Below are 23568 nucleotides of genomic sequence, written 5' to 3' on the forward strand. Positions count from 1 at the left end.
TTGTAGGTGATAAGCGATCGTTTCATATTTTGTGCGGTTTCAGATGAGGTGCGACATGAATCAAAGAAACGCTAAGCTATTCGCCTTAACCCATATTGCCACACCCGTTGTGCTCTTTATTTTCTACCTCTCCCTCGGTCAGTCCAGCTTGCTGTATCTGTTTGGACTCGCCTCTTTATGGAGCCTGTATGTGATTTGGCATGCCTTTATTCAATCCAATCTGTACGCGCTGCTCAAGCAAAAAAATCTATGGTGTTTTCTCCTGATTGACCACGCGATTCTTTCTCTGATCTTTATCTTTCCTGACTGGCAGGACTATCGTCTTCCCATCTGGCTCGTTTTGTTCTATGTGCCCATTTACTGTTATGAAATCGGATTTAGATCCGCATTATGGTATTCCTTGCTAGGTATCGGGAATATTTATTTATTTGATTTCTTCCAGCAAGGATCATTCTGGTCGCTGGAAACGCTCTTCATCAGCATCGGGATGTTCAGTTATGTATTTTCAATTGGCATCAATACCGACCGCTTGCAAAAGCTGGCCTATAAGGATACCCTGACCGGACTGCCGAATCGGTACGACCTCAATATTCGACTGGAAACGCTGATTCATGAATCCGAACGGGAGAACAGACGTTTCGCCCTGCTGCTGCTGGATCTCGACCAGTTCAAATACGTCAATGACACACTCGGTCACTGGGCTGGAGACGAATTGCTCAGGCAGGTGTCTCAGCGATTGACCCGGCAGTTGCCTCATGATTACTTCATCTCCCGCATGGGAGGAGATGAATTTGTTCTGCTCACCCCCCACTTTCAGGATGAACAGGAAGCGCTCGATGTTTCACGCAAAATCATTCATCTGTTAAATCGACCGGTATACATAGATGGCAAGGAATTGTACACCACAGCCAGTATCGGCATCGCCGTATTTCCTGACGATGGCCGGGACGAGCAGCATTTATTGAAAAATGCGGATACCGCCATGTATCACGCCAAGGATCGCGGAAGAAACCAGTTCCAGTTTTACAGTCCGATTCTCCAGAAACATCACAACCGTGTCGAGCAGGAAACCATGCTGCGCAAAGCGTTGGACAACCGGGAGTTTCTAGTATATTTTCAGCCTCGTATCGTAGCGGAGACCGGAGACATTGCCTCGATGGAAGCACTCATTCGCTGGATTCATCCGGAGCAGGGTCTGATTCCTCCTTCTGAATTTATCCCGCTTGCCGAGGAAACCGGGCTGATTGTACCCATCGGAGAATTTGTGCTTGCAGAAGCTTGCCGCCAACTACGCGGCTGGATGACGAGCGGCTACCCGCTGCGTGCCGTAAGCGTGAATTTATCACCGCGACAATTGCTGCAACCGGATTTGCCGCAAAAGGTTAAAGCCATATTGGATGAAACGGGTGTAGAAGGAAACCAGCTGGAGTTGGAAATTACCGAGAATGCAGCCATGCAGGATATGACGACCACCATTGAAATTTTGCAGGAGCTCAAGGCACTTGGGGTTCGAATCAGTATTGATGATTTCGGCACCGGTCATTCTACCCTCAATTATTTGCGAACCTTTCCGATTGATGCCCTCAAGATTGACCGCAGTTTCATTCACGGTGTAGAGAACAGCACTCAGGATGCGGCGATTGTTCATACGATGCTGACGCTTGCCAAAACGATGGAGCTTCATGTTACGGCAGAAGGAGTAGAAACGGAAGGTCAGCTGAATTTTCTGAAAGCAAACGATTGCAGAGAAATTCAAGGCTACCTGTTCGCCAAGCCGATGCCTGTTGACGAAATGGAGCAGTGGCTGAACAATCGAAACGCAGCCAGTTGACCGTCATCATACACATATGCAAATACCATGCAAACGGATGGGGCTTATTCGCTCCCATCCGTTTTTTGCAGCCTCTGAATGTATTCGCCCGGCATGTTCCAAGGGCCAAGGTAGGAGCCAAGCCAAGGGCTACGCTAAGGGCTAGGCTAATAGCCAGGCTAATAGATCAAATAAAGAAAAACGGTGTCACCGCAAGTGCGGTGAGAGCAGCCAATGGCAATACATAGGCATAGGGGTTATAATAACCGTAGCCATATGGATAGCCGCCATATCCATAGCCACCGCCATAAGGACCAAAACCGCCGTCGTAACCGCCATAACCACCGTATGGGTAGCCATATCCGCCACCATAGCCCCCTCCGTAGGGCTGTCTGTCACCCGTGCCGGACTGTGGCGTACCCTGCTCATCTGTCATAAACGGTCTCTGATCGGCCTGAGGCTGCATCGCTGCTGCCTGTAGAGCCGGGGATTGGTTGTGGTCTGCGTATGGATTTGTCATCAAATATACATGCTCATGATCGACGTGGGCGATCATGCCCTGGATCATGTGACCGTCCTTTGTTTGCACCATCACCATCTGGTTCAAATGATGCTTGCACATTTCATATGCCTGTTGTTTGTGCATATGATCACCTCCAACAGCAGTATATTCGCCTACTCGATCATCGGGTACTGAAAAGGGGAAATCACATGAATCAAAAAGAAATTGAAAAACAGATTATCGAGCAGTTTCAGCAGGACGAGGAAATGATGATTCTCGTTTTCGCCCAGTGGTGTGTCAATCACGATCTGGACCCGATGGAAGTTTATCTAAAAGCCTATCCGGATCAATTGCCCAATGCCAGGCTGCAAGCCATGATCCAGCTCGCTGTGCCCAAGCATGAATCGGAAGAGATCGCAGACGCCACCCTGCTGGGCGTGCTCGATCTGTATGGCAATACCGATCTGGCAGATGTGATCCAGCAGGAAATCCGCATGCTTAGCCAGAAACAAAACCAGCAAAAACGGTCATACTAACATGGCTGGGCACCCTGCCCGGACATTGAGTCAAGGAGGGGTTTCCTTGAGCCGAAATGTAAATCATCGCGCTAAACAAAAAGAAAAAGGGAACAACGATGATGATCTGACTGCAAAAACCAAGAAACGCTAGTTGAAACTCCTTAGCCGAAAGTCAATCTCATTAGCTAAATTTTATCTACAACGCTCTAGCCGAAACACTCCGAGCCTTTTTTTGATGCCACAGGAGCAAAAGGGGTGTCCAGTCGGACACCCCTCGGTCTGTTCCCTATATTTCTTGAAATTTACGGAGCCGCTACATCTGCTCCAGATAAACCCTGCTGCCTTGACCGGTTTGGGCTGCCGGTTCCACAACCAGCTTTCTGGCCAGTCGCGCTCTCATTTCAGGCACGTGACTGATCACACCGACACTCACCTTCTGAAGCTGCAGCTTCTCCAGTGCATCCACAACAGTCTCCAGCAAGTCACCATCCAGTGTACCAAATCCCTCATCCAGGAAGAAAAATTCAAGCGGATATTTTCCACCTAGCTGAATCTGTGCACTCAATGCCAACGCAAGCGCAAGAGAGGTCAGGAACGTCTCGCCTCCGCTTAGCGAGCTGACCGGACGCTTCACCCCGCCATTCGTCTGATCCCGCATGACAAATCCTCCGCTGGAATCGACCTCAATGGCATACCGTTGTCTCGTGAGCTCACCCAGCCGCTCTGAGGCTGCCCGACTGACATGCATCATCTGCTCCTCCGCAATAAACTCGACAAAACCGTTTCCTCTGAACACGCTTTGCAGGGCAGTCAGCTGTCTCCAGGCTTGCTCCTCTGCTTCCAGCTGCTGGTGAGCCTCCGCCCAACTCTCATTCCGTCTGGTCAATTCTTCATAATCCCGGGCCGCTTTGCCCTGTTTCTGCAGGCCTTCCTCAAATCGAGCCTTGACCGCCTTTGCCTCGTCCAGCAGCTCTGTCCAGGCTGTTTCATCAATCGAACGTGCTTGAAGCTGCTGTAGCAGCTCTGACAGTAAGCCTTCTACTTGCTGCCACCGGGCTTCATACCTCTCCAATTCTTCAGACCAGACGGACAGCTCGGAAGGATCTGCCATCGCGTCGATCATGTCTTCCTCCGTCTCGAAGCAGCTTTCGGTTAAACGCTGCTGCCACTGCTGCGTCAGTTTTTCAGCTCTGGTTGCATATTCCTTGCAAGCCGCATCGGCATGCTGTACCTCTGTACTGACCTTTGCCATTTCCAGCTTATGATGCTCAAGTGACTGGGCCACCTGCTCATTTTCCTGCTTCATCCTTTGATATTGCTCGTGAAGCTCCTGATAGGCTTCCTGCGGATCGCGATCCCCGCACAGGGCATGAAGTCGCTCTTTCTTTTCAGAAGACAGCTCTTTGCGATTGGATAACGTCGTCTCCGTCTCAATAAGCTGTCTTTCCAGCTGATGAAGCGCTTGTGTAGCCTGCTCTGAATGTTTACGCTGCTCCTCGATATAGCTGTAGCTTTTATCCAGGCGTTGTTGAAGCTCTTCAGCCTGTTGTTCACGCTCCTCGCATTTTCTGTGAGCCTGATCGATCGTTTCCAGTTCGTCATCCACAAAACGAGTTCGCCACTGTTCCTTCGCTTCCAGGAGCTGGCGATCCAGTTCCCTTGCCTTCATCTGATCGGCAGTTAGCTTGTCCGTGAACTGAGTGAGTTGCCATACACTCTGCTCATAGGTGCGTAGCTCTGCTTCCAGCGATTTTACAGACAGCTGAGCGGCAGGACGTTGCATGCATTGCGTCATTTCGTTCTGCAAATGAGCGAGGCGGTCCATCCAGGAGCCCCAGCCATACATGGCGCCAACTGTTTCGAGGTGGTCCTTTTCCTGAAGCGAAGCAGGTATACGATTCGCCGCAGCTTCCCGTATGGATGCTAGCCAGGCAGGCGTACGATCAGTCTGATCTTCTGCATCTGCTTGTTCTCCTAAAGCCGAGGATGCCTGATTCAGTCGTGCGGCCAGGTTATGCACCTCATCCAGCTTTGCTTGCCAGGCCTCCACCTGAGTTTGCAACTGATGCTGGACGTGTTCAAGCTCACGCAGAGCCTGATAGGCAGCATCCATCTGTTCCCCCGTAGCAGGCACTTCCTCCTGCTCTTCCTCCGTCGCCGGTTGAGGATGGTGAATCGAACCGCATACCGGACAGGCTTCATCTTGTTTCAATCGTTCGGCTAGCTGAACCGCTGCCGCCTGCAGGCCTCTTTCTTCCCGGAACTGCTTTTGCATCCCGATCCACTCGTTAAATCGCGTGACAGACAAGGCGGTCGTCTGTACCAGCAGCAGTCCCTGATCACGGCATTCAGCCAGTTCCGCAGACTGCCGCACTACCTGTGCAAAAGTTTCACCCAGCAGACGACCTTGCGACTCACACGCCTGCTCTTGCTTCCTACAGGCCTGTTGAGCCTGCTCGACCGTTTGTCCCCATGCTTCCACTTGCTGCTGCAGGGGCTGCATCTCTTTCATTTGCTGCCAAGCTTGTTTCAATCGCTGTTTCTCATCCTGGGGCATCCGGGTCTGCACCAACTCTTGCTTGATTTGCTCCTGTCTCTCTGTTGCCCGCCGCAGCATCTCTGCGGCCTTGTCCATTTCTTGCTGCTGCATGCGCTGTCTGTTCTGCCAAACGGTCTGGTCCTCTGTCCATTTGGCGATCTGCTCCTGCATGTCAGCAATCTCTGATTCCAGCTTGATAGCCTGCTGGAAGGTGTTCATCTTGGCGGTCATGAGCGGTTCCTGTTCTGTCCAGTGCTGTCTGACACGCTTTGCCTTGCCTTCGAACTCTTCCAGTTGCCGATGCAGCTTTTCCTGTCTTTCCTGCCGCTGCTGAAGCCGCAGTTCCGCTTCCTTGTGCCGTTCCTGTTCTTCCTTCCATTGCCGCCATGCCGGCTCCAGCTGCCGGGCCTCCAGACCGAGCTGATATCGCCGCTTGCGCGTGTCCATCTCCGGCTTTTGCTGCTTCAGCTGTTCCAAACTCTGTATATGGACATCCCTCTCCTGCTGCAGCCTTCGCACCTCACGTTTTTCTTCGATGTCGGTTTCCAGCCTCTTCAGCTCGGTCCGGACCTGGGTCAACGCTCGTTCCTCTGTCCGCAGTTGTTCCCTGGCTGCTTCCACAGCGACTGCGGACGCATCTCCCAAACCTTCCAGCCTGGCTGTCCATTGTTTGCGACGTGCATCGCTGTCTTTCAGACGCTGACTGAGACGCTGCTGCAACTGATCCCCATAGCGTTCCAGTCCGAACAATCGTTGCAGCATTTGCCTGCGCTCACTGCCCTTCAGTGACAGAAATTCAGCAAATTTTCCTTGCGGAAGCACAACCGCCCTCGTAAAATCGTGCATGGTCAAGCCAATGAGCTGTTCAATCTCTGCATTGACTTCTGTCTGCTTGTCAGCCAGTACTTCTTCCCTATTGGCCGTCACCCGGATCAGGCGGCAGAGAACGGTAGACACCGATATCTCACCTGTACGCTTGAATTGCCGCTCGATCGTATACCGGTCTCTGCCCGACGCAGAAGCGAGCTCGAATGTAAATGCAACCATCAGCTTCTTCTCATTCTGGTTCATAATCCCCTGCGTGCCATTGATCGCACGCTCTACCTTGCCATATAGCGCGAGTGTCATCGCATCCAGAATCGTCGATTTCCCGCTTCCGGTCGGACCGAAGATGCCGAAGACACCGCCGTCACACAGCATGGAAAAATCGATCTCCTGCTCCTGTCGATAGCTCTGCAGTCCGCTCAATTTCAGATAGACCGGTCTCATCGTTCTTCACCCTCATTTTCTTCATCAATCAGTTCCAAAAACAGATCGACCAAGGCATCTTCTGCTTCCGCGCCACCCGTCTGCTGCCGGTAAAATTGTCGGAACAGCTCCGGCAAGGGGAGTCCGGTACGCTGCTGCTCCCTGGATGAAGCAACCATTTCCGGGAAAATGGGTCGAATGTGAATCAGTCCGGCATGACTCTTGCGAAGTTGATGGATCTCTTCCATATGGAGCGCTTCTGTCACATGAACGCTCAGATCGATCCAGGCTTCAGCATCTCTGCCTTCCAGCAGCCACGTATAGACCTGAGGCAGGCCTTCTGGCGCATGCCATTTCACAAGAGGCTTGCCCGCACTGAGCACCCTCTCCGATACCTGTACGGGCTTGCCCGCCACCGCCTCCACAATCGTCACAGACTTGGCCTGACCTGCTTCCGAAAAGCTGTAGGCAAGCGGCGAGCCGCTGTAGCGAATCGGGGTCTCACTTTTCATCGTCTGCGGCCTGTGCAGGTGCCCAAGTGCCGTGTAGTGTGCGCCCACCTCAAATGCACGCGGAGAAACCGTATAGGCGCCCCCTACCTGGATTGGTCGTTCGACGGATTGGGTTTCCTGACCGCCAAGCACAAACAAATGACTCATAATCACATTGACCGCCTGAGGTTGAAAAGAACGCGACGCCTGCTGCATCAGCATCCCCACATGATCCGCGTACGCTTGCTGGAGCTGTGCCTCGTCTGCTTCTCTGGCAAGCAATGTTTTCAGCCTGGATTCGGAAGGATATGCAAACGGAATAATGACCGCCCGCTCCCCATAAGCACCTACTTCCAGTTCGACCGGCTGGATAGACGGCAGGCCGCTAAGGTGAATGCCATAGCGCTGAGACAGCGGATGAGCCGCGGTCAATCGGTCCGGATTGTCATGATTGCCCGCAATCGCGACGATCGGTACGTTGCCATCCTGCGTCATTCGCACGATCGCATCATAAAACAGCTGTTCAGCCGCAGCTGACGGATTCACGGTATCGTAGACATCCCCTGCCATCAAGATGAGATCAATCTGCTCGTCCTTGATCAACAGCACCAGTTCATCCAGAAAAGCAGCCTGTTCCTCCAGACGGCTTCGTCCTTCCAGCGTCTTGCCCAGATGCCAGTCTGCGGTGTGCAGTATTCGCACTCGATTTCCCCCTTTCTCCCCTGCCAATTTCTTTTCTTACTATCTACTTTCATTTCTTGTTACTTTCATTTCCTGCTATTTGCATGCTCAGAGATATCCTTTTCTTCTATCTCAGAAATCTTCATTCCCTGGCATTTTCTTTTCTTCTCTCCGATACCTGCCCAAGACCATCTGCCTTGTCTGATCGTTGTTCAAAACCCTTAGCGAGTTCCACCAGACGGCGCTTTATAGGCACTCTATGGACACTTTATGGCATCTCGATCACTTCGCCACTGTCAAACAAATACAAATAGGCTTGGTGTATCGGCTCCCTGATGATATCCTGCAGCGCCTTGCGGTAAAGCTGGATCTGAATGCGGTACCGCTCCTGCAGCTGCTCAGGGCTTGTTCTCGCCAGGGTATCCGTCTTGTAATCGATCAGCACCCAGCCGCCGTCTCCATCCTCGAACAGACAGTCTACGACCCCTTGAATCAATACCGGTTCGGCCCGCATATGCGCTTCCTCTATATCATAAACCTCTCCCGACTTGAGCAGATAGCTGAACGGCAGCTCCCGATAAACCTGCTTGCTCTCCATTAGTCTTCTGCCTACCTCATGCCGGAAAAATCCCGTAATTTCATTCAACTCAACCGCATCATGTTGGGAGCGATGGATCAGCCGTTTGTGAAGCATCATCGCCAGCGTTTCCTGCACCACCTGCTCATCGACCGTCCCCTGAAGAGGAATATGCTGCATAACCGCATGATACAGCGTTCCGCGCTCTACAGCGGTCATCCCGGCTTCTTCCTTGAAGCGGGGTCTTCTGAGCAGTCGGCCCGTCTGGGTTTTCGGTGTAAAAGAACCTCTATCTTCATCCCAGTCCAGTTCCACGGCGGAATCGTGGGGTTCATGATGGAGCTCGGCCATTCGCTTCATTTCCGTGACCGACGTTTTGGCAAACAGCTCTGCCGCCCGGCGATTCGGATCGGTCCATCCAAGCCGCTCACCAACTTCTGCCTGCAGCCCACCGCTCATGTGCGGCAGCGGAGAAGCCGATTTGAGACTGTCCATAATCGTTTGGGTGCGATCCTCCAGCGCCGCAGCGGCCTGGAGAAATTGCTGGGCATCCAGCAGATGCACCCGCCAGCTGGATCGATCATCCGTCGCTTCTCTGCAAGCCCCCTGCTGGAAGCCGGAAGAATGGGTGCCCTCTGAGGAAGCCAGACGATTCAACAATCCTTCCCCGGCGGGATGACGCATCAGGGCTGGTCCGAGCCAGTCCAGATAGGTCTGGGCTCTCGCCAGCCTCCCCTGCTCCAGCGGGAGGGTCTCCAGTTGCCGTGCCGTGGCCCATTTTTCAATGTGTCGGTCCAGTTGTCTAACTGTGCCGACCAGATACAGCTTTTCCTTCGCTCTCGTTAACGCGACGTACAGCACACGCATTTCCTCGGCCAGCATTTCCCATCTCAGCTTGCGCTTGATCGCCAGATTCGGCAGCGAAGGATAGCTGACCCGATGCGCCAGATCAACAAACTTCGGTCCAAAGCCGAGCTCTTTATGCAAGATAAAATGACCGTTCAGGTCCTGCTGGTTGAACTTCTTGCCCAATCCCGCCACAAATACGACAGGAAACTCCAGCCCCTTGCTCTTGTGGATGGACATGATGCGGACCACATCTTCTTGTTCTCCGAGTGCACGAGCAGTGCCCAGGTCACCGCCGGAATCCAGCATTTTTTCAATGAAACGCAAAAATCGGAACAATCCCCGAAAGGAAGTAGACTCATATTGCTTGGCCCGGTCAAACAACGCTCTCAGATTCGCCTGCCGCTGTGTGCCACCCGGAAATCCGCCAACCATGTCATAGTAGCCGGTTCTCCGGTATATATCCGTTACCAGCTGAGAGACCGTCTGGGTCTTCGAAGCATCCCGCCACCGTTCCAAATCAGCCAGGAAGCGGCCCAGTTTGCCTTTCAGTTCCGGAGAGAGCGGCGCGTCATCACGTGCGGACGCCACCACAGCATCAAACATCTGCCCGCTCGGAACATGAATCCGAAGTTGAGCGAGTTCTTCTGCATTCAGCTCATACACCGGTGAGCGGAGAACGGCTGCGATCGGAATATCCTGATACGGATTGTCGATCACCTTCAGCAGGGAAAGCATGAACTCCACCTCTCCTGCTGAGAAATACCCCGCGTTCAGATCCGCATAGCAAGGAATGGAAGCCTGCCGGAATTCCTCCATCAATAAGGGGGCCCAGCTCTGAGTGGCGCGCATCAAAATGACAATATCCCGGTACGTAGCGGGACGCTTGCCCTTCAACTTGCGGTCATACACCATAAACGGCTCGCCGTCTGTACCCACTAGCCTCCGTATCTGCATGGCCATCAGCTTTGCTTCCATTTGCGCCGTTTCCATTTCGCCGGCCTCAGGTTTCTGTGCCTCCTGTGCAAGGCCCAGAGAATTCGATGCTGCTTCATTCCCGTCTTCATCCGGTTCAATCGAATCGTCTGCTTCCTCGGCTGCGCCATCGCGCTCCAGCAACAACCATTCCGTATCGAACGTACCCTCCTCATCAAGCGGATAATCTGCACCCGGCACCAGCTCGGCCTGCTTGTCGTACGCAATTTCGGCAATCCCTTCGTTCATGAGCTGCCGAAAAACGTAATTGACCGCATCAAGCACCTCGTGACGGCTTCTGAAATTGCGTGAGAGATCAATCTTCTCGCCCTCTGTCACGCTGCCTGATGGCAGATCGGACGGCTCCTGTGCCGCGGAGCGGTAGCTGCGATACTTTGCCAGAAACAGAGACGGCTCGGCTAACCGGAAACGATAAATGCTCTGCTTGACATCCCCCACCATAAATCGGTTGCCCGGCGCTGGCTTGGCAATAAGCTGTAAAATGGTTTCCTGCACGCGATTCGTATCCTGATATTCATCGATCAAAATCTCTACAAAGTGAGACTGGTACGTAAGAGCCACCGAAGAAGGCAAGACGTCCTTCCCTGCGGTTTCCTCTTCGCGAAGTATAGCCAGCGCAAAATGCTCCAAGTCATTAAAATCGACGATATTCCGTTCCCGCTTAGCCTCCTGGAAACGGTCAGCGAACGACAGCACGAGTCCGGACAGCACCTCCATCAGCGGAGCCAGTTGTTCCATTTCGTGCATGTACTGCTCCCTCGTTCGCTCGAAGAGCTGTTCCTTTAGCTTGGCCATCGTTTCCTTGGCCTGATCGCGAAGCTTTTTTGCCTTTTCCTGCAACGTTTTATCATACTCATCTCCGCGAATAGCCTGGAGTCTGGCAAACACATTTTGCTGGAAAGCTGCATGAAGCGTATCCCAGTCCTCTCCCTTATTCGGGTCAGCGAGGTTCATCAGACGCTGAAGGTCTTGCAGTTCCTGCTCCAGCTGTTCCTTGTATGGCAAAGGGCCAGCGGGCTTCTGGCATAAAAGGAGGGCCGATTTCAGTCCATCCGTTGCCTGTTCCAGCTGCAACCTCATATCCAGCCGCAAGCTATTCAGCCATTGTTCCCCGTCTGCCGCTCCCGCTGAGCCAAATGCGCGAGCTGTCTCTGTCACCCACCCAGTCGGGTCCGGATGGCTGCGGGCAAAATCATAGATTTGCTCTACAAGAAAATAAAGCCCCTCATCACTGCGTTCGGAACTGTAGCGATCCACAAATGCCCAAAAGGGGGCTTGCAGATCTTCGGCAAATTCCTCGTACTTCGCCTCAAACAGTTCCTCCATCACCTCTCGACGGATCAATTCGATCTCCGTTTCGTTGGCGATGCGAAACTTGGGGTCCAGTTGCAGCTGTTGAATATGCTTGCGCACCACATCGAGGCAAAAGGAATGAAGCGTCGTGATGGGAGCCCGATGAATCAAGGCGATTTGTCTGCGAATATGCTCATATTCTGGCAAGCCGGCTTTCTCTTCGTCCAAGCGGCTCTCCAGCGCTTCACGAATACGCTGTCTCATCTCATCGGCAGCGGCTTTCGTAAAGGTGGCTACGAGCAATCGATCGACATCGACAGGATCATCGGGATTGGTGATGGTGCGAATGATCCGTTCCACAAGGACCGCTGTCTTCCCCGATCCCGCCGCCGCTGCCACAAGCAGATCATGACCTCTGGTGGCAATAGCCCGCCACTGATCATCCGTCCATATGCTGTTTTCCGGCCTGGTCAGCCTGTTTCCCGTCTCCATTACCGATCACCTGCCTCTCCTTCTGATGGGTCCAGCTGTACTTTCGCCCACACTTCCTCACGCTGCAGGCCATACAGCGAACGATAGTCATTTTGCTCAAACAATGGATCGAACTGGCAGACTGCGTGATACGGGCAAAATTGACATGGCGTTTTTTTGCCGAATTTGATCGGCTCAATACCGACCTCACCGTCCAGAATGCGCTCTCCCATCTCCTTGATCTGTCCCCGAATATATGAGCGTACTTGCTCCCACTGATCCAGGCTAAAGACAGAAGACGACTTGTAGAACGCACCGTCCGCCTTTACCGCAACAGGCAGCATGTCCGAATGCCCCTTGTCAAGCTGCTGGTCCATCTTCTGCACAACCTCCAGATCGGACAGCACCAGCCCCTTCATTTTGAATCGCTTGAAAATTTCCGTACGCGCCTCGTCCGCATTCAGGCCGTTCTGCTTTTGCAGCATGGGATGATGGACATGGAAATACAGCACGCCTGCCGGGTCTGCTTCTTGGCCAAGCCACTGCTGGGCATGCGTGACGACCACATCCAGATACGTCAGCAGCTGCAAGGAGAGGCCATAATACACTTCGGGCAGAAGCAGAGATCGGGAGCTGGATTTGTAATCAATGACTCTCAGCAACAGCTTGCCATCCCCCTGTGCCATATCTACACGGTCAATTCGTCCGAGAAGCTCCACCTGACCGCCATTTTCCAGATCAAATACCAGTGGAGGCAACGCCTGATTGGGCCCAAATCCGATCTCCATGCCCACTGGTGAAAACGAGCCTCTGCGCGCCTGTTCCCCCAGTACAGCGGATGCCTTGCCGACAATTTCTTTCAGCTTCTTGGATATAAAATGATAGCGTTTGGAGCTTAGCAGGATTTCACTTTGCAGCTTCGGAGACAGATGCTCAACCGCCTTGACAGCTTCTTCATAACACTGCGCTGTCGTCAATTGTCCCCATTCAATCTCGCGTTTTTGGAGATCGACGGCAATATAAGTGAGCGCCGCATGAAACAGCTCCCCGATATCCGGTGCCTCGAGCCGGTAAACCTTCCGCTCCTTCAGTTTCAATCCATAGCTCGCAAAATGAGCAAACGGACAGGAAGCAAATCGCTCCATTCTCGACACACTGGCACGAAGTCGTTTGCCATAGAGCTTGCGACTGGTCTCTCTGGCAAGCGGCTTCTCCTGGTTGGCATAGAACAGTCCGATCATTTTCTGACGCAGCCTCTCTTGCCATTGCGGATCGCTGGCGTACCAGTTGTAGACATCCCACCACAGATCGTGAATCTCTTCTCCCCGCATCCATCTGCGCAGCTGAACGACGAGAAAGGACATGGCTGAATCGGGACTGGACAGGAAGGACAACAATTGGTGAAGTGTTTCATTCATATCCGGCTCCTGCACCTTCAGTTGGGTCTCCACCATCGGAAACATGCGCTGCAACCGTCTGATAACCTCAGACGGGAGCAGGGACTTGCCCTCCCCGTCAGCAAACGGGTAAGACATGTACAGGCATCGGGAAGGAACCGTCAGCGCCGTATAAATCAGAAACTGTTCATCAAGCAATCTGCGTTTGCTCGTTGGAGCCAGCTCCACCCCTTGCTCCAGCAACCACTCCCGCTCCTGCTCACTGATCATGCCATCCTCCGTGAGCTTGGCTGGCAGCACGCCGTCATTGGCCCCGATAATAAACACAGCCTGTACCTCACCTGGGCGAGTCCGGTCAAAACTGCCCAGTGTCACCTGGTCAAGCGCGGGCGGCACCAGCGCCAGTTTCATGCTCTCGAGTCCTGTCGTCAATAGCTGGGAGAACCACTCCAGCGTCATTTCCTCGGCTCCCAGCACCTCAACCATCTGATCCATGACATCGATGACACTGTTCCATACTTGAAGATGCTCTCTGGCTTTTTCCGGCATGCCCTGCTCGGCTGCCTGATGGCTCCATCTCTCCAGTCGGGCCTGCACCTGTACCTCTTCGAGAAACACATACAGCGCATGAACTTGAGCCTGCGCGGTTTTCGCCCGCTTCATCCGCTTTTGCAAAGCAAGAAGGGGAAGACGCACCTGTTCCCGGTAGCGATGAATGCGAGAGAGAAACTTGCGCTCGGCTTCATCTTGTTCTTTCTCATCCGACTCATCTGAGATAGCGGACATCCGGTAACGGAAACGCCACGGGTCATCATCCAGCCAGCGACTGCCCTGAATGCCAAAAGCCAGCACATAGTTTTCCAGCTCGTCCATTCCTCTGCGGGCCATCAGTTCCCACGAATCGGAATCCAAATTCTCACTGCCTGCTTCCTTGTCCTCGAACGAGGCAAACCAGGCCTGCTGCCCGGTGGACGATGGCTCCTCTGCAGCCAGTTGTTCATATTCATGCCGGTTTAGCGGCAGCAAAAAATCCGTTTTCACACAGCGAAATACGGCTTCATACTTCCAGTTGCGCTGAATGACCTCCAGCGCAGACAAAATAAGCTCAATGACCGGATGCTGCATCACCGATCGCGTCTGATCCAGAAAATACGGGATATCATACTTGTCCAGCGCATCTGTCAGCAAATCCTCGTCATGAGCCAAGTTTCGGGAGAGAACCGTCATGTCCTGCCAGCGCATCCCTTCCTCACGGGCCAGTCGAACCATCTCCCGCGCAACCGCCTCTGCTTCCGCCTTCGGATTGGCAGCCGCATAAATCTGAATCGGCAGCTTCTGCTCGCCGATCTGATCCGCTCCTAGCAACGCCTGTCCCTGATAGGGCTTGCGTGCGTCATAATGCGCTTCCAGATGAGCAAGCAGCGGTTCATCGCGAAAACGAGGTGGAACCGTACCCGGATCAGACAGAAATCGAATCGGCTTTTCCGCAATGCCATGCTCCTGCATCATCTGCTTCAGCCGCAGCATCGTCACAGCGGTGGGGTGAAACAAATCCAGTTCATGCAACTGCGCTTCTGATTCATACCGCTTGTCCGTGCAAAGGGTGATCGTCACGCAGCGACATGTCTGCATCAGTGCGAGCAGGACGGCATATTCCTGTGGGGTAAAGCCGTGAAAACCGTCGATCCAAATCTCTGCTTCCTGGAGATAAGCCGAATCCCCTACTTGCTCGGTCAGTCGGTTCAGTGCTTCATCTCCGTCCAGATAGGAGGAGACGAGCAGCGATTCATATTTTTCCATGATCAGCGCAAGATCCTGGAGCTTGCGTGCGAATCCGGCATCCTGTCTGCGGGTGATATCCGATGACTGGTTCAGCTTGTCCAGCAGGGCATGAAGACGATCCGGTTTCACCGCATATCGCTTGCATTCATCAAACAGTTCCAGCGTTTGCTCCAGCAAACCCATTTGCTCGGAAGAAGTCCGAAGATGAACCAGCTCCTGCTCATGCTGTTTCATCACATAATGAAGCAGCATCGTCTTGCCGAGATCATCAATAGGCGGCTGCGCAATGCCCCCCGTCTCCTGCATAACCCGGTAAGCCAGACGACGAAAGCTGAGCACCTGGGCCCGTGCCATACCCTGCAGACCCATCCGTGCCGTCAGTGCAAGCTCACCCTGGAAACTCGCCTGCTCCGGTACCAGATAGATGAGCGGGCTGCCTAAAGGCTTGTCCTTCAGTTTTTCCGTTATTTCCGTCAGCACCGTGTAGGTCTTGCCGCTGCCGGCTCTCCCCGCAATCAATTGAACCGTCACGGTTATTCCCCCTTCTTGCCTGATTATTTTCGGGTTCGCACCTCGAACACTGCAAATTTCAGATAATGGCCTTCATCGACACCCTGAATTCTCGGATGATCCTTGCCAGCCCCATCAAAATGGATGAGTCTCAGCTGCTTGCCCGCATCCACGGCCGCCGCTTCAATCGTTGCTAAAAATACATCCGGCGCGACATGGAAGGAACAACTGGCCGTTACCAGATAGCCTCCCTCATTCACCAGCTTCATGCCATGCAGATTAATATCCTTGTATCCTCTGCATGCACTCTCTATCGCTTTTCGGTTTTTGGCAAAGGCAGGCGGGTCGAGAATGACCACATCCCACGTTCTGCCTTCCTCCGTCAAAGGCTTGGACGTATCCACCTTTTCTGCCCCCTGCTGAAGCAGTCTTGCTCTGCGTTGCTTCTCATCGACCACCTTTGCATGACGGCGCAGATATTCAAAGGCATCCTCCACCACAAACTCAACCCGATCCTCGAACCCGTTGCGCTGCACATTCTGCTTGGCCGTCTCAATGGCGTGAGCCGACACGTCCAGACAAGTGACCTTCTTCGCACCGTACTGACAGGCGTGCAGCGTAAAACTGCCCGTATGGGCAAAGCATTCCAGGACCGTAGCGCCATCCCAGTAAGGAAATTGCACCACTTTTCCATTTTTGTTGACAGGGACCGATTGTATGTCCCCATCGATCTCCATCTCCTGCAACTGAATGCCGCTGCGTTCTCCCCAGCCGCGAACCAGATGCTGCAAAAAGGCGCGATTTTCCCGCTGATCGAAAAAATAGCCTGTCTTCTGTCCCTGCTCAATGTCTACCTGCATCGGGATGCCGTTCTCTTCAATCTCCACCCATCTTTCAGCCGTGCCATACAGCAATCCGGTTCGCTGCTCCAGTCCTTCCAGCTCTCTCACCGGCACATCACTTCGTTCATAAATCCCCTTCGGTTCGTATACATTCACGAATGCTTTCAGCAAGATCTCTCTATGCGCTTCCATGCCCATCGACAGAATCTGAACGACCAGCACGTCTGCAAATTTATCCACGACCAGACCCGGCAGGAAATCCGCCTCGCCATACACCGCGCGGAAGGAAGTCTGATCTGGCAAGAAACGCTCTCTCAGACGCTTGGCCTCCCGAATTCTGGTTTCAAAAAAAGCAGCATCCATCTCTTGAAGCGGCTCATAACTGATGACACGGACCCGGATCTGTGAATGGGGGTTGTAATAGCCTGTCGCCAGAAAATGTCCGTGATGATTGTACACATGGACCAACTGACCTGGCTCTGCCTCTCCGGTGATCTGCTCGATCTCATTGCCAAAAATCCAGGGATGTCCCTGCTCCACTCTCTTTTTGCGTTTTTGTTTCATCATGACCTGTGCCATTGTTGTCATCTGTCATCGATTCTCCTTTTCAAAGTATGCTGGACATCGTGCCGTTTCGAATGAGATAAAAACTTTGTTTTTCTGCTATGTACATTTCAGCCGCATGGCTGGACATGCACATTCATATATATGAACCAAACCTTGCCTGTGGCAATCGCTGATAAAGGAGCCTGTCCGCTATGTTCCATTCTATCATGATCCCACTCTGTATGGGATTGTCCGTTTTTTTGTTCGGGATGAAATTGATGGAACTTGCCCTCTTCTACTGGGCAGGCAACATCCTGAAATACGTATTGAAACGATTCACTGCCACACCGCTGAGAGGCCTGCTCACAGGCGGCTGCATGACGGCCCTCCTGCAAAGCGGCAGCGCCATTACGGCTATTTCTATCGGTCTGGTCAATACGGGTCTGCTGAGCTTCCCCCGTACACTGGGCATTATTCTCGGTACCAATATTGGAGCCGCCATCACAACCGAACTGATCGGCCATCCGGTCAGCCGTTCTGCGGTGCCGCTGCTGCTCTTTGCTTGCGGGAGCTGCACGGTCGCCATCGTACTGTCTGTGCTCCACCAGCTGTTGTCCGCTCGAAGACCACACAGACTTCCCGTCTCCTCATTCGTTCATGCCAGTTTATTTGGCTCCATTGCACTGGCAGGCTTTTCCTGTGTCCTGCTGGGTATGGAACAGATGAGCACGATTGGAATTGCCTTGCAGCATACCGGTTTTTTTATCTGGTTTCTGGAACTTGCCCAGCGCAGTCTGCTGCTCGGCCTGCTCGCGGGCATTTGTCTGACTGCCGTCATTCAGAGCAGTTCGGCTTCCATCGCGATTACGATGGGACTTGCCTCCGTGCAGGCGATCTCCTTCGAGCTGGGCATGGCCATCATCATGGGGGCCAATATCGGGAGCTGTGTGACCGGATTTATCGCCAGTATTGGCGGCAGCCGCTCCGGTCAATTTGTCGCCTGGTCTCATTTTTTTCTTAATGCTGGCGGGGCCCTCCTTTTCTTTCCGCTCATTCCTTTGCTCAGCCAGCAGGTTATGTGGTCAGCAGACAGCCCCTCCGATCAACTCGCTCATTTCCAGACGTTGTTCAACGTCATCTCTTCTCTGCTTGTGCTACCCCTGTGCTATTTGCCCGTTTGGCGGAAGGAAGCTGCATCCAGAATTTGAATTCAAATTCAAAAATACCGCCACAACGGGCGGTATCATTTTCAGTCATCCTTAGCTGATCATTTGCTTGGTCTGTCCGGCTGCGGACTTGGACGGGTGCTCCAGCACTCGTACCAGCACACCTCTATTTTCATTGACGCCTGTCTGCTCGATTTTCACGCGGCAGATTTGTCCGATCAGGTCTGTTGATCCTTCGAAGACGACATTCAGATAGTTGTCCGATGTTCCCATGATCAGGCCACTGTCCGGCGCTCCCTTGTATGTTCTTTCAGGAACGACTTCCACAACCTCGCCCTCGAACTTGCGCGCATAAGCCAGCTGCATTTGCTCCGACAAGTCGATCAGTTCATGGACCCGACGATTTTTCTCTTCCTCGTCGATCTGGTCCTCCATCCGTGCGGCAGGCGTGCCGGTCCGTTTCGAATACGGGAAGACGTGCATTTCTGCAAACTGCAGCTCTTTCATGAACTGGTAGCCCGCTTCAAACATCTCCTCCGTCTCACCTGGAAAGCCGACGATCACATCCGTCGTAATGGCAACTTGCGGCATCGCTTCATGGATGCGCTGAATCTTCTCTGCAAACTCCGCGGTCGTGTATTTGCGGCGCATGCGCTTGAGCACCTCATCATGGCCTGCCTGAAGCGGAATGTGTAGATGACGGCACATTTTCTCCGAGCTGTTCAGCACCTCGATCATCCGCTCGTCAATCTGACTGGCTTCGATGGAACTAATCCGAATGCGCTCCAGCCCTTCAATTTTGTCCAGATCCCACAGCAGATCGGTCAGATCATAATTTTCGAGATCATCCCCGTATCCTCCTGTGTGGATGCCGGTCAGCACGATTTCCTTGAACCCGTTGCCAACCAGCTCCCTCGCCTGCTCCAGCACACTTTCCGGCTTGCGGCTGCGGCTCAGTCCGCGTGTCCATGGAATGATGCAGAACGTGCAGAAGTTGTTGCATCCATCCTGAATCTTCAGGAAAGCGCGTGTGCGATCCTGAAATTCCGGCACGTGCAGCTCTTCAAATTCCCGGTTTTTCATAATATTGTGCACGGCGTTAATCGGTTGACGCTCACGCTGAAACTGCTCCACATAGGTCAGAATCTTGTCTCGATCCTGGGTACCGACGACAAGATCGACCCCGGCAATATCCAGGATTTCTGCGGGTGCCGTCTGGGCATAGCATCCGGTTACGGCAATAACCGCATCCGGATTTCGTCTGATCGCTCTGCGAATGATCTGACGGCTTTTTTTGTCTCCGGTATTCGTCACGGTACAGGTATTGATAATATACACATCGGCCTCTGCCTCAAAATCGACTTGCTCATAGCCCGCTTCCTTGAACATATGGCCAATGGCTTCCGTATCATAAAAATTCACTTTACAACCCAATGTATGAAATGCAACTGTTGGCATTACTCAGGTCCTCCCATCTCATCAAATTCATACAGGATACACGCTAAAGCGGCCATCGCCGCAGTCTCGGTTCGCAATATACGCTTGCCGAGTGTAATCCAGCTGGCGCGGTGCCTCTTCGCTTCCTCTGCTTCCGCTTCGGTAAAGCCGCCCTCAGGACCGACGATCACCGCCACTTTCAGCCGTTCTGTCGCGGACCCGCTGTTCGACCATTTGGCGCGCAGCTCGCTCAGCATCGTGCGCAATCCCGCCCCGTCCGGCCGTTCATAACAGAAATAGATCGCATCTGCAGGCTGAACAGCTTCCAGCATTTCCTTCCAGCTCAGCGGTCGCTCCATCACCGGGATACAGCTTCGGTGAGCTTGCTCTGCAGCTTCTTTTATAATTTTACGCCATCGTTCCAGGCGTTTGATTTCCTTCTTCGCATCGTACTGCACGATCGTGCGGGCAGACTGAAACGGAATAAACCGGGTCGCTCCAAGCTCGGTGCCTTTTTGGATGACCGTCTCCAGCTTATCCCCTTTCGGCAAGCTTTGGGCAATCCACACCTCGATCTGCGGCTCGCCTTCCAGCGCTCTTTCTTCCTCCACTCGTCCGGTTACCTTGCCCTTTTGAATGTCGGTAATGATCACAAGCCCCTCGCGCTGTTCACCGTCACTGACCCATATTTTCTCATCCACAGCCGCACGCATCACGTTCATCAGGTGATGGGCGTCATCTCCGGTCAAGGTCACGGTATCCGCTACCCATTGTTCCGGTGCAATCATATATCGCTGCATACGTTCCGCTTTCCTTTCCATCAAAATCACCATGACATATATCGGCTACCCCTTATCTTACACCCCAAAACAGCCGTTCGCCAGTGATTGTCATGATCCACTAGATACGGTTAAATATAACAAATCCGAATATCGACTCCATCACCACGTTCATGGCGTTAAAAATATCATATCGCAAGCTCAGAATCGGCTGCAGCACCTTGGTGTTGAGAGGCGGAATAAATACCACCAGCAGAAAAATAAATACCGCCCATTGCGATACCTGTGTCAGCTGCAATCGAACCGATCTGGGCACCACATCCTCCAAGATACGAAATCCGTCCAGCGGAGGAAGCGGGATCAGGTTAAATACAAACAGCAGCAAATTCAGATCAATCAAATAGCCGAGAAAGGTTTCAATCGCTTCAGCCCCGCCAGGTGACAGCGCGTCGTTCCACCCGAACTGAAAATAGAGATACATAAGTATTAGGCCCACAAACGCAATGATCAAATTGCTGAGAGGTCCTGCAGCCGATACGATGACACTCATCATCCTGGGATTGCGGAAGTTGCTGCGGTTGACGGGCACGGGCTTCGCCCAGCCAAATCCCGCTAAAAAAATCAGCAGCGTTCCGAGTAAATCGAGATGAGCCATCGGATTGAGCGTCACACGCCCCTGACGGTACGCCGTGTCATCTCCGAATCGGTAGGCTACGTAGGCGTGGGCAAATTCATGCAGGGTAAAGGCAATCAGAATGACCAGGAATATAAACGGCAAGACGTCCAGATCAAAATGAAGAAAGGCCATCGTCGCTCTCCCCTATCCTTTTCTTGCTATCAGCACAACCCAGTCCTCTTCGCGCTGTACATCATCAATATGAAATCCCTTTTGCTCCAGTACGGTGCACACCTCGGCTTCCTTGCTCCCGATAATGCCGGAAATGACATATACGCCATCCTGCTGGAGTACCTGATGGACATCATCTACAAAGCGCAGGATGATGTCAGCCAGTATGTTGGCAACGACGACACGCACCGGCAGACGTACTCCCAGCGTGGAAGACGCCTGTTCCTCCGTCTGATCATGGAAGACTTGAAGCAAATCACTCTCTCTGACCGTCACGTGATCCTGCATACCATTCAGACGCACATTTTCGTTTGCACTAGACACCGCTACCGGGTCCAGATCGATGGCCAGAACATGTGCAGCACCCAGTTTCGCCGAAGCAACAGCCAGTATGCCCGAGCCAGTCCCTACGTCAATGACGTGATCACCAGGCTGAACCACCTGCTCCAGCGCCCGCAAGCAAAGGGAAGTTGTCGCATGTGTACCGGTTCCGAATGCCATGCCCGGGTCCATCTCCAGTACAATTTCCTCTGGTGCCGGCTCATACTGCTCCCAGGTCGGCTTGATCGTCAAGCGCTCTGAAACGCGAACCGGCTTGTAGTATTGCTTCCATGCAGTCGCCCAGTCCTCTTCATCTACCTGACGCACGGAAACCGTTCCTTTCCCGGCATCCAGCTCGAATTCCTGGAGGGATGCGACAAAGGTTTTGCACTGATCGACAATGGCGGAAACATCGGACAGATCAGAGAAATACCCCTTGATTTCCGCCTCACCCTCCGGAATATTGTTCAGCGGTTTTTCGTACCATTGTCCCAGAGAGGTATCCCGCTCCCGATCCAGCGAACCGGACTCTTCAATCGACACTCCTCCGGCACCAAGCTCGTGCATATAATGAGAAATCGCCTCCGACGCTTCCTCGGTCGTGTATATGGTTATCTCATGCCACTGCATGAAGCCACCTCCATTTTTCTATCCGTTCGAATGCCAGCCTAGCCACACTTTCGAGCGGAAACCATAACCTTCATTTTACTACAAAGCCATTGGAAAAGAAAAGAGACCGGCGAATGCGAGTCAGTGCCCGGATTCGTCAGTCCCTGCTTCATTCCCATACAATTCGAGATTGCAGTCCTGAATCGTCATCGTTAATTGTTTGCCCAGATCGATCTCATAGTAGGTGTCCAGCTCTTGTCCGGATTCATCCTTGAATACCCGTACGACCGGTCTGCTCGGCATGCCCTTGTTCTGTCCGACGACAATGCCTTCCGTGCCGTCATTGAGCTTTACCGGAATGCCGGTTGGATACAGCGTGATGACGTATTTGAAGGCATCTACCAAATCGAGATCGAACAACGTTCCTGCCCCGGCATACAAAACCTCAATGGCTTCGTGAGGCAGCATCGCCTTGCGGTAAGACCGGTTGGTGGTCAGCGCATCAAACACATCTGCGATGGCGATCATTTTTGCATAAGGATGCATCTCATCCCCTTTAATTCCTCTCGGGTACCCCGTTCCATCCATGCGCTCATGATGCTGAAAGGCACAGTGCGAGCACAGAAGCGGAATATCATGCATTTTGCGAAGCATGTCAAACCCGATAACCGTATGTTCCTTCACCAGGGCATATTCTTCATCCGTCAGGCTGCCCGGCTTCTGCAAGATGTCCATGGGCAACTTCAGCTTGCCGATATCATGCAAAATTGCACCCAGTCCGATCTCTGCCAGCTGCTGCTGATTGTAATCCTGGGAACGGGCCAATAGCAGAGTATAACAGGTCACATTCAATGAGTGCTGAAAAATATAATGATCGAATATGTAAATATCCGTCAGAAAATGAACAGCGCCTTCACTGTTCATAATGTCATTCAAAATATCCTGTACGGTCGATTTGAACGATTTGGTGAATTCCGGACTGATGATCGAGGACGTAAACTTGCGATCCTTGATCCCGATCTTGTGAAACTCTTCCTTGATCGTTTTCATTGCCTTCATTCTAGTCTGCTCGGTGAGCATTTCCTTGACTTCCACATCGGAAGTGCGCGCATCCCGAACATACACAAAATTGATCCCCAAATGTTGCAGGGTATCAATCATACGCCGGGTCAGCTTGACGTCCTCGCGAATGAGAGTTTGGCCGCTTTCACTGAATATCGTTTTCGCCAGCACCATGCCTTCCGAGCAGTGCTGGATGGGTGTAAATCGCATCTCTTTATCCCCTGTATCATTTGTCGTGTTTTTCCTGCTGCAAAACCTATCGTATAACTAATTCCCCCTCTTTTTCAACCCTTTTTCC

General features: G+C 52.7%; 14 protein-coding genes. 3 read left to right on the forward strand and 11 right to left on the reverse strand.

What is annotated here, in order from left to right; genetic code table 11:
- Nucleotides 1–55: 55 nt before the first annotated feature.
- A complete protein-coding gene (locus ACFSUC_RS12615; RefSeq protein WP_379929971.1) occupies nucleotides 56–1831 on the forward strand; it encodes a putative bifunctional diguanylate cyclase/phosphodiesterase in 1776 nt (591 codons plus the stop codon).
- 166 nt (nucleotides 1832–1997) lie between these two features.
- Here the strand turns inward: ACFSUC_RS12615 and ACFSUC_RS12620 are convergent, their stop codons facing one another.
- On the reverse strand, nucleotides 1998–2456 hold the full coding sequence (locus ACFSUC_RS12620; RefSeq protein WP_379929972.1) for a hypothetical protein: 459 nt from the start codon (nucleotides 2454–2456) through the stop codon (nucleotides 1998–2000).
- 65 nt (nucleotides 2457–2521) lie between these two features.
- On the opposite strand from ACFSUC_RS12620, the gene ACFSUC_RS12625 reads away from it, so the two are divergent.
- Nucleotides 2522–2848 carry a hypothetical protein gene (locus ACFSUC_RS12625; RefSeq protein ID WP_379929973.1) on the forward strand — a complete coding sequence of 109 codons (327 nt, stop codon included), beginning with the start codon at nucleotides 2522–2524 and terminating at the stop codon, nucleotides 2846–2848.
- 295 nt (nucleotides 2849–3143) lie between these two features.
- Here the strand turns inward: ACFSUC_RS12625 and ACFSUC_RS12630 are convergent, their stop codons facing one another.
- From ACFSUC_RS12630 to ACFSUC_RS12650, 5 genes are all read right to left on the reverse strand, one after another.
- Nucleotides 3144–6638 carry an SbcC/MukB-like Walker B domain-containing protein gene (locus ACFSUC_RS12630; RefSeq protein WP_379929974.1) on the reverse strand — a complete coding sequence of 1165 codons (3495 nt, stop codon included), beginning with the start codon at nucleotides 6636–6638 and terminating at the stop codon, nucleotides 3144–3146.
- Nucleotides 6635–7810 (reverse strand): exonuclease SbcCD subunit D, encoded by a 1176-nt coding sequence (locus ACFSUC_RS12635; protein ID WP_379929975.1) that lies wholly within the window; start codon nucleotides 7808–7810, stop codon nucleotides 6635–6637. The genes ACFSUC_RS12630 and ACFSUC_RS12635 overlap by 4 nt, the downstream gene beginning before the upstream one ends.
- 247 nt (nucleotides 7811–8057) lie before the next feature.
- Nucleotides 8058–11993 (reverse strand): helicase-exonuclease AddAB subunit AddA, encoded by a 3936-nt coding sequence (gene addA / locus ACFSUC_RS12640; RefSeq protein ID WP_379929976.1) that lies wholly within the window; start codon nucleotides 11991–11993, stop codon nucleotides 8058–8060.
- Nucleotides 11993–15682 carry a helicase-exonuclease AddAB subunit AddB gene (addB, locus tag ACFSUC_RS12645; protein WP_379929977.1) on the reverse strand — a complete coding sequence of 1230 codons (3690 nt, stop codon included), beginning with the start codon at nucleotides 15680–15682 and terminating at the stop codon, nucleotides 11993–11995. Before addB ends, addA begins: the two co-directional genes overlap by 1 nt.
- Before the next feature lie 23 nt (nucleotides 15683–15705).
- Nucleotides 15706–17082 (reverse strand): class I SAM-dependent rRNA methyltransferase, encoded by a 1377-nt coding sequence (locus ACFSUC_RS12650; protein ID WP_379929997.1) that lies wholly within the window; start codon nucleotides 17080–17082, stop codon nucleotides 15706–15708.
- Nucleotides 17083–17261: 179 nt separating this feature from the next.
- Here ACFSUC_RS12650 and ACFSUC_RS12655 point away from each other — a divergent pair, with 179 nt between their 5' ends.
- The gene (locus ACFSUC_RS12655) at nucleotides 17262–18257 is read left to right on the forward strand and encodes a Na/Pi cotransporter family protein (RefSeq protein ID WP_379929978.1); all 996 of its coding nucleotides are present in this window, start codon (nucleotides 17262–17264) and stop codon (nucleotides 18255–18257) included.
- A 51-nt stretch (nucleotides 18258–18308) separates the two neighbouring features.
- On the opposite strand, the gene mtaB is transcribed toward ACFSUC_RS12655, so the two are convergent.
- From mtaB to ACFSUC_RS12680, 5 genes are all read right to left on the reverse strand, one after another.
- A complete protein-coding gene (gene mtaB / locus ACFSUC_RS12660) occupies nucleotides 18309–19673 on the reverse strand; it encodes a tRNA (N(6)-L-threonylcarbamoyladenosine(37)-C(2))-methylthiotransferase MtaB (RefSeq protein ID WP_379929979.1) in 1365 nt (454 codons plus the stop codon).
- A complete protein-coding gene (locus ACFSUC_RS12665) occupies nucleotides 19673–20452 on the reverse strand; it encodes an RsmE family RNA methyltransferase (RefSeq protein ID WP_379929980.1) in 780 nt (259 codons plus the stop codon). The genes mtaB and ACFSUC_RS12665 overlap by 1 nt, the downstream gene beginning before the upstream one ends.
- 100 nt (nucleotides 20453–20552) lie before the next feature.
- Nucleotides 20553–21239 carry a site-2 protease family protein gene (locus tag ACFSUC_RS12670; protein WP_379929981.1) on the reverse strand — a complete coding sequence of 229 codons (687 nt, stop codon included), beginning with the start codon at nucleotides 21237–21239 and terminating at the stop codon, nucleotides 20553–20555.
- Nucleotides 21240–21251: 12 nt separating this feature from the next.
- Entirely contained in the window at nucleotides 21252–22229 is a 978-nt protein-coding gene (prmA, locus tag ACFSUC_RS12675; RefSeq protein WP_379929982.1) for a 50S ribosomal protein L11 methyltransferase, read from the reverse strand.
- Between the two features lie 120 nt (nucleotides 22230–22349).
- Nucleotides 22350–23480: an HD-GYP domain-containing protein gene (locus tag ACFSUC_RS12680; RefSeq protein WP_379929983.1), complete on the reverse strand. Its 1131-nt coding sequence runs from the start codon at nucleotides 23478–23480 to the stop codon at nucleotides 22350–22352.
- Between the last annotated feature and the right edge of the window lie 88 nt (nucleotides 23481–23568).

Origin of the sequence: Marinicrinis sediminis, assembly GCF_042685085.1 — a bacterium.
Taxonomy (GTDB): Bacteria; Bacillota; Bacilli; order Paenibacillales; family KCTC-33676; genus Marinicrinis; species Marinicrinis sediminis.

What these genes read in the sequence shown, in the direction of transcription:
- ACFSUC_RS12615 (WP_379929971.1), top strand. Translation starts at nt 56, where the DNA reads ATGAATCAAAGAAACGCTAAGCTATTCGCCTTAACCCATATTGCCACA.
- ACFSUC_RS12620 (WP_379929972.1), bottom strand. Translation starts at nt 2,456, where the DNA reads ATGCACAAACAACAGGCATATGAAATGTGCAAGCATCATTTGAACCAG.
- ACFSUC_RS12625 (WP_379929973.1), top strand. Translation starts at nt 2,522, where the DNA reads ATGAATCAAAAAGAAATTGAAAAACAGATTATCGAGCAGTTTCAGCAG.
- ACFSUC_RS12630 (WP_379929974.1), bottom strand. Translation starts at nt 6,638, where the DNA reads ATGAGACCGGTCTATCTGAAATTGAGCGGACTGCAGAGCTATCGACAG.
- addA (WP_379929976.1), bottom strand. Translation starts at nt 11,993, where the DNA reads ATGGAGACGGGAAACAGGCTGACCAGGCCGGAAAACAGCATATGGACG.
- ACFSUC_RS12650 (WP_379929997.1), bottom strand. Translation starts at nt 17,082, where the DNA reads ATGGCACAGGTCATGATGAAACAAAAACGCAAAAAGAGAGTGGAGCAG.
- ACFSUC_RS12655 (WP_379929978.1), top strand. Translation starts at nt 17,262, where the DNA reads ATGTTCCATTCTATCATGATCCCACTCTGTATGGGATTGTCCGTTTTT.
- mtaB (WP_379929979.1), bottom strand. Translation starts at nt 19,673, where the DNA reads ATGCCAACAGTTGCATTTCATACATTGGGTTGTAAAGTGAATTTTTAT.
- ACFSUC_RS12665 (WP_379929980.1), bottom strand. Translation starts at nt 20,452, where the DNA reads ATGCAGCGATATATGATTGCACCGGAACAATGGGTAGCGGATACCGTG.
- ACFSUC_RS12670 (WP_379929981.1), bottom strand. Translation starts at nt 21,239, where the DNA reads ATGGCCTTTCTTCATTTTGATCTGGACGTCTTGCCGTTTATATTCCTG.
- prmA (WP_379929982.1), bottom strand. Translation starts at nt 22,229, where the DNA reads ATGCAGTGGCATGAGATAACCATATACACGACCGAGGAAGCGTCGGAG.
- ACFSUC_RS12680 (WP_379929983.1), bottom strand. Translation starts at nt 23,480, where the DNA reads ATGCGATTTACACCCATCCAGCACTGCTCGGAAGGCATGGTGCTGGCG.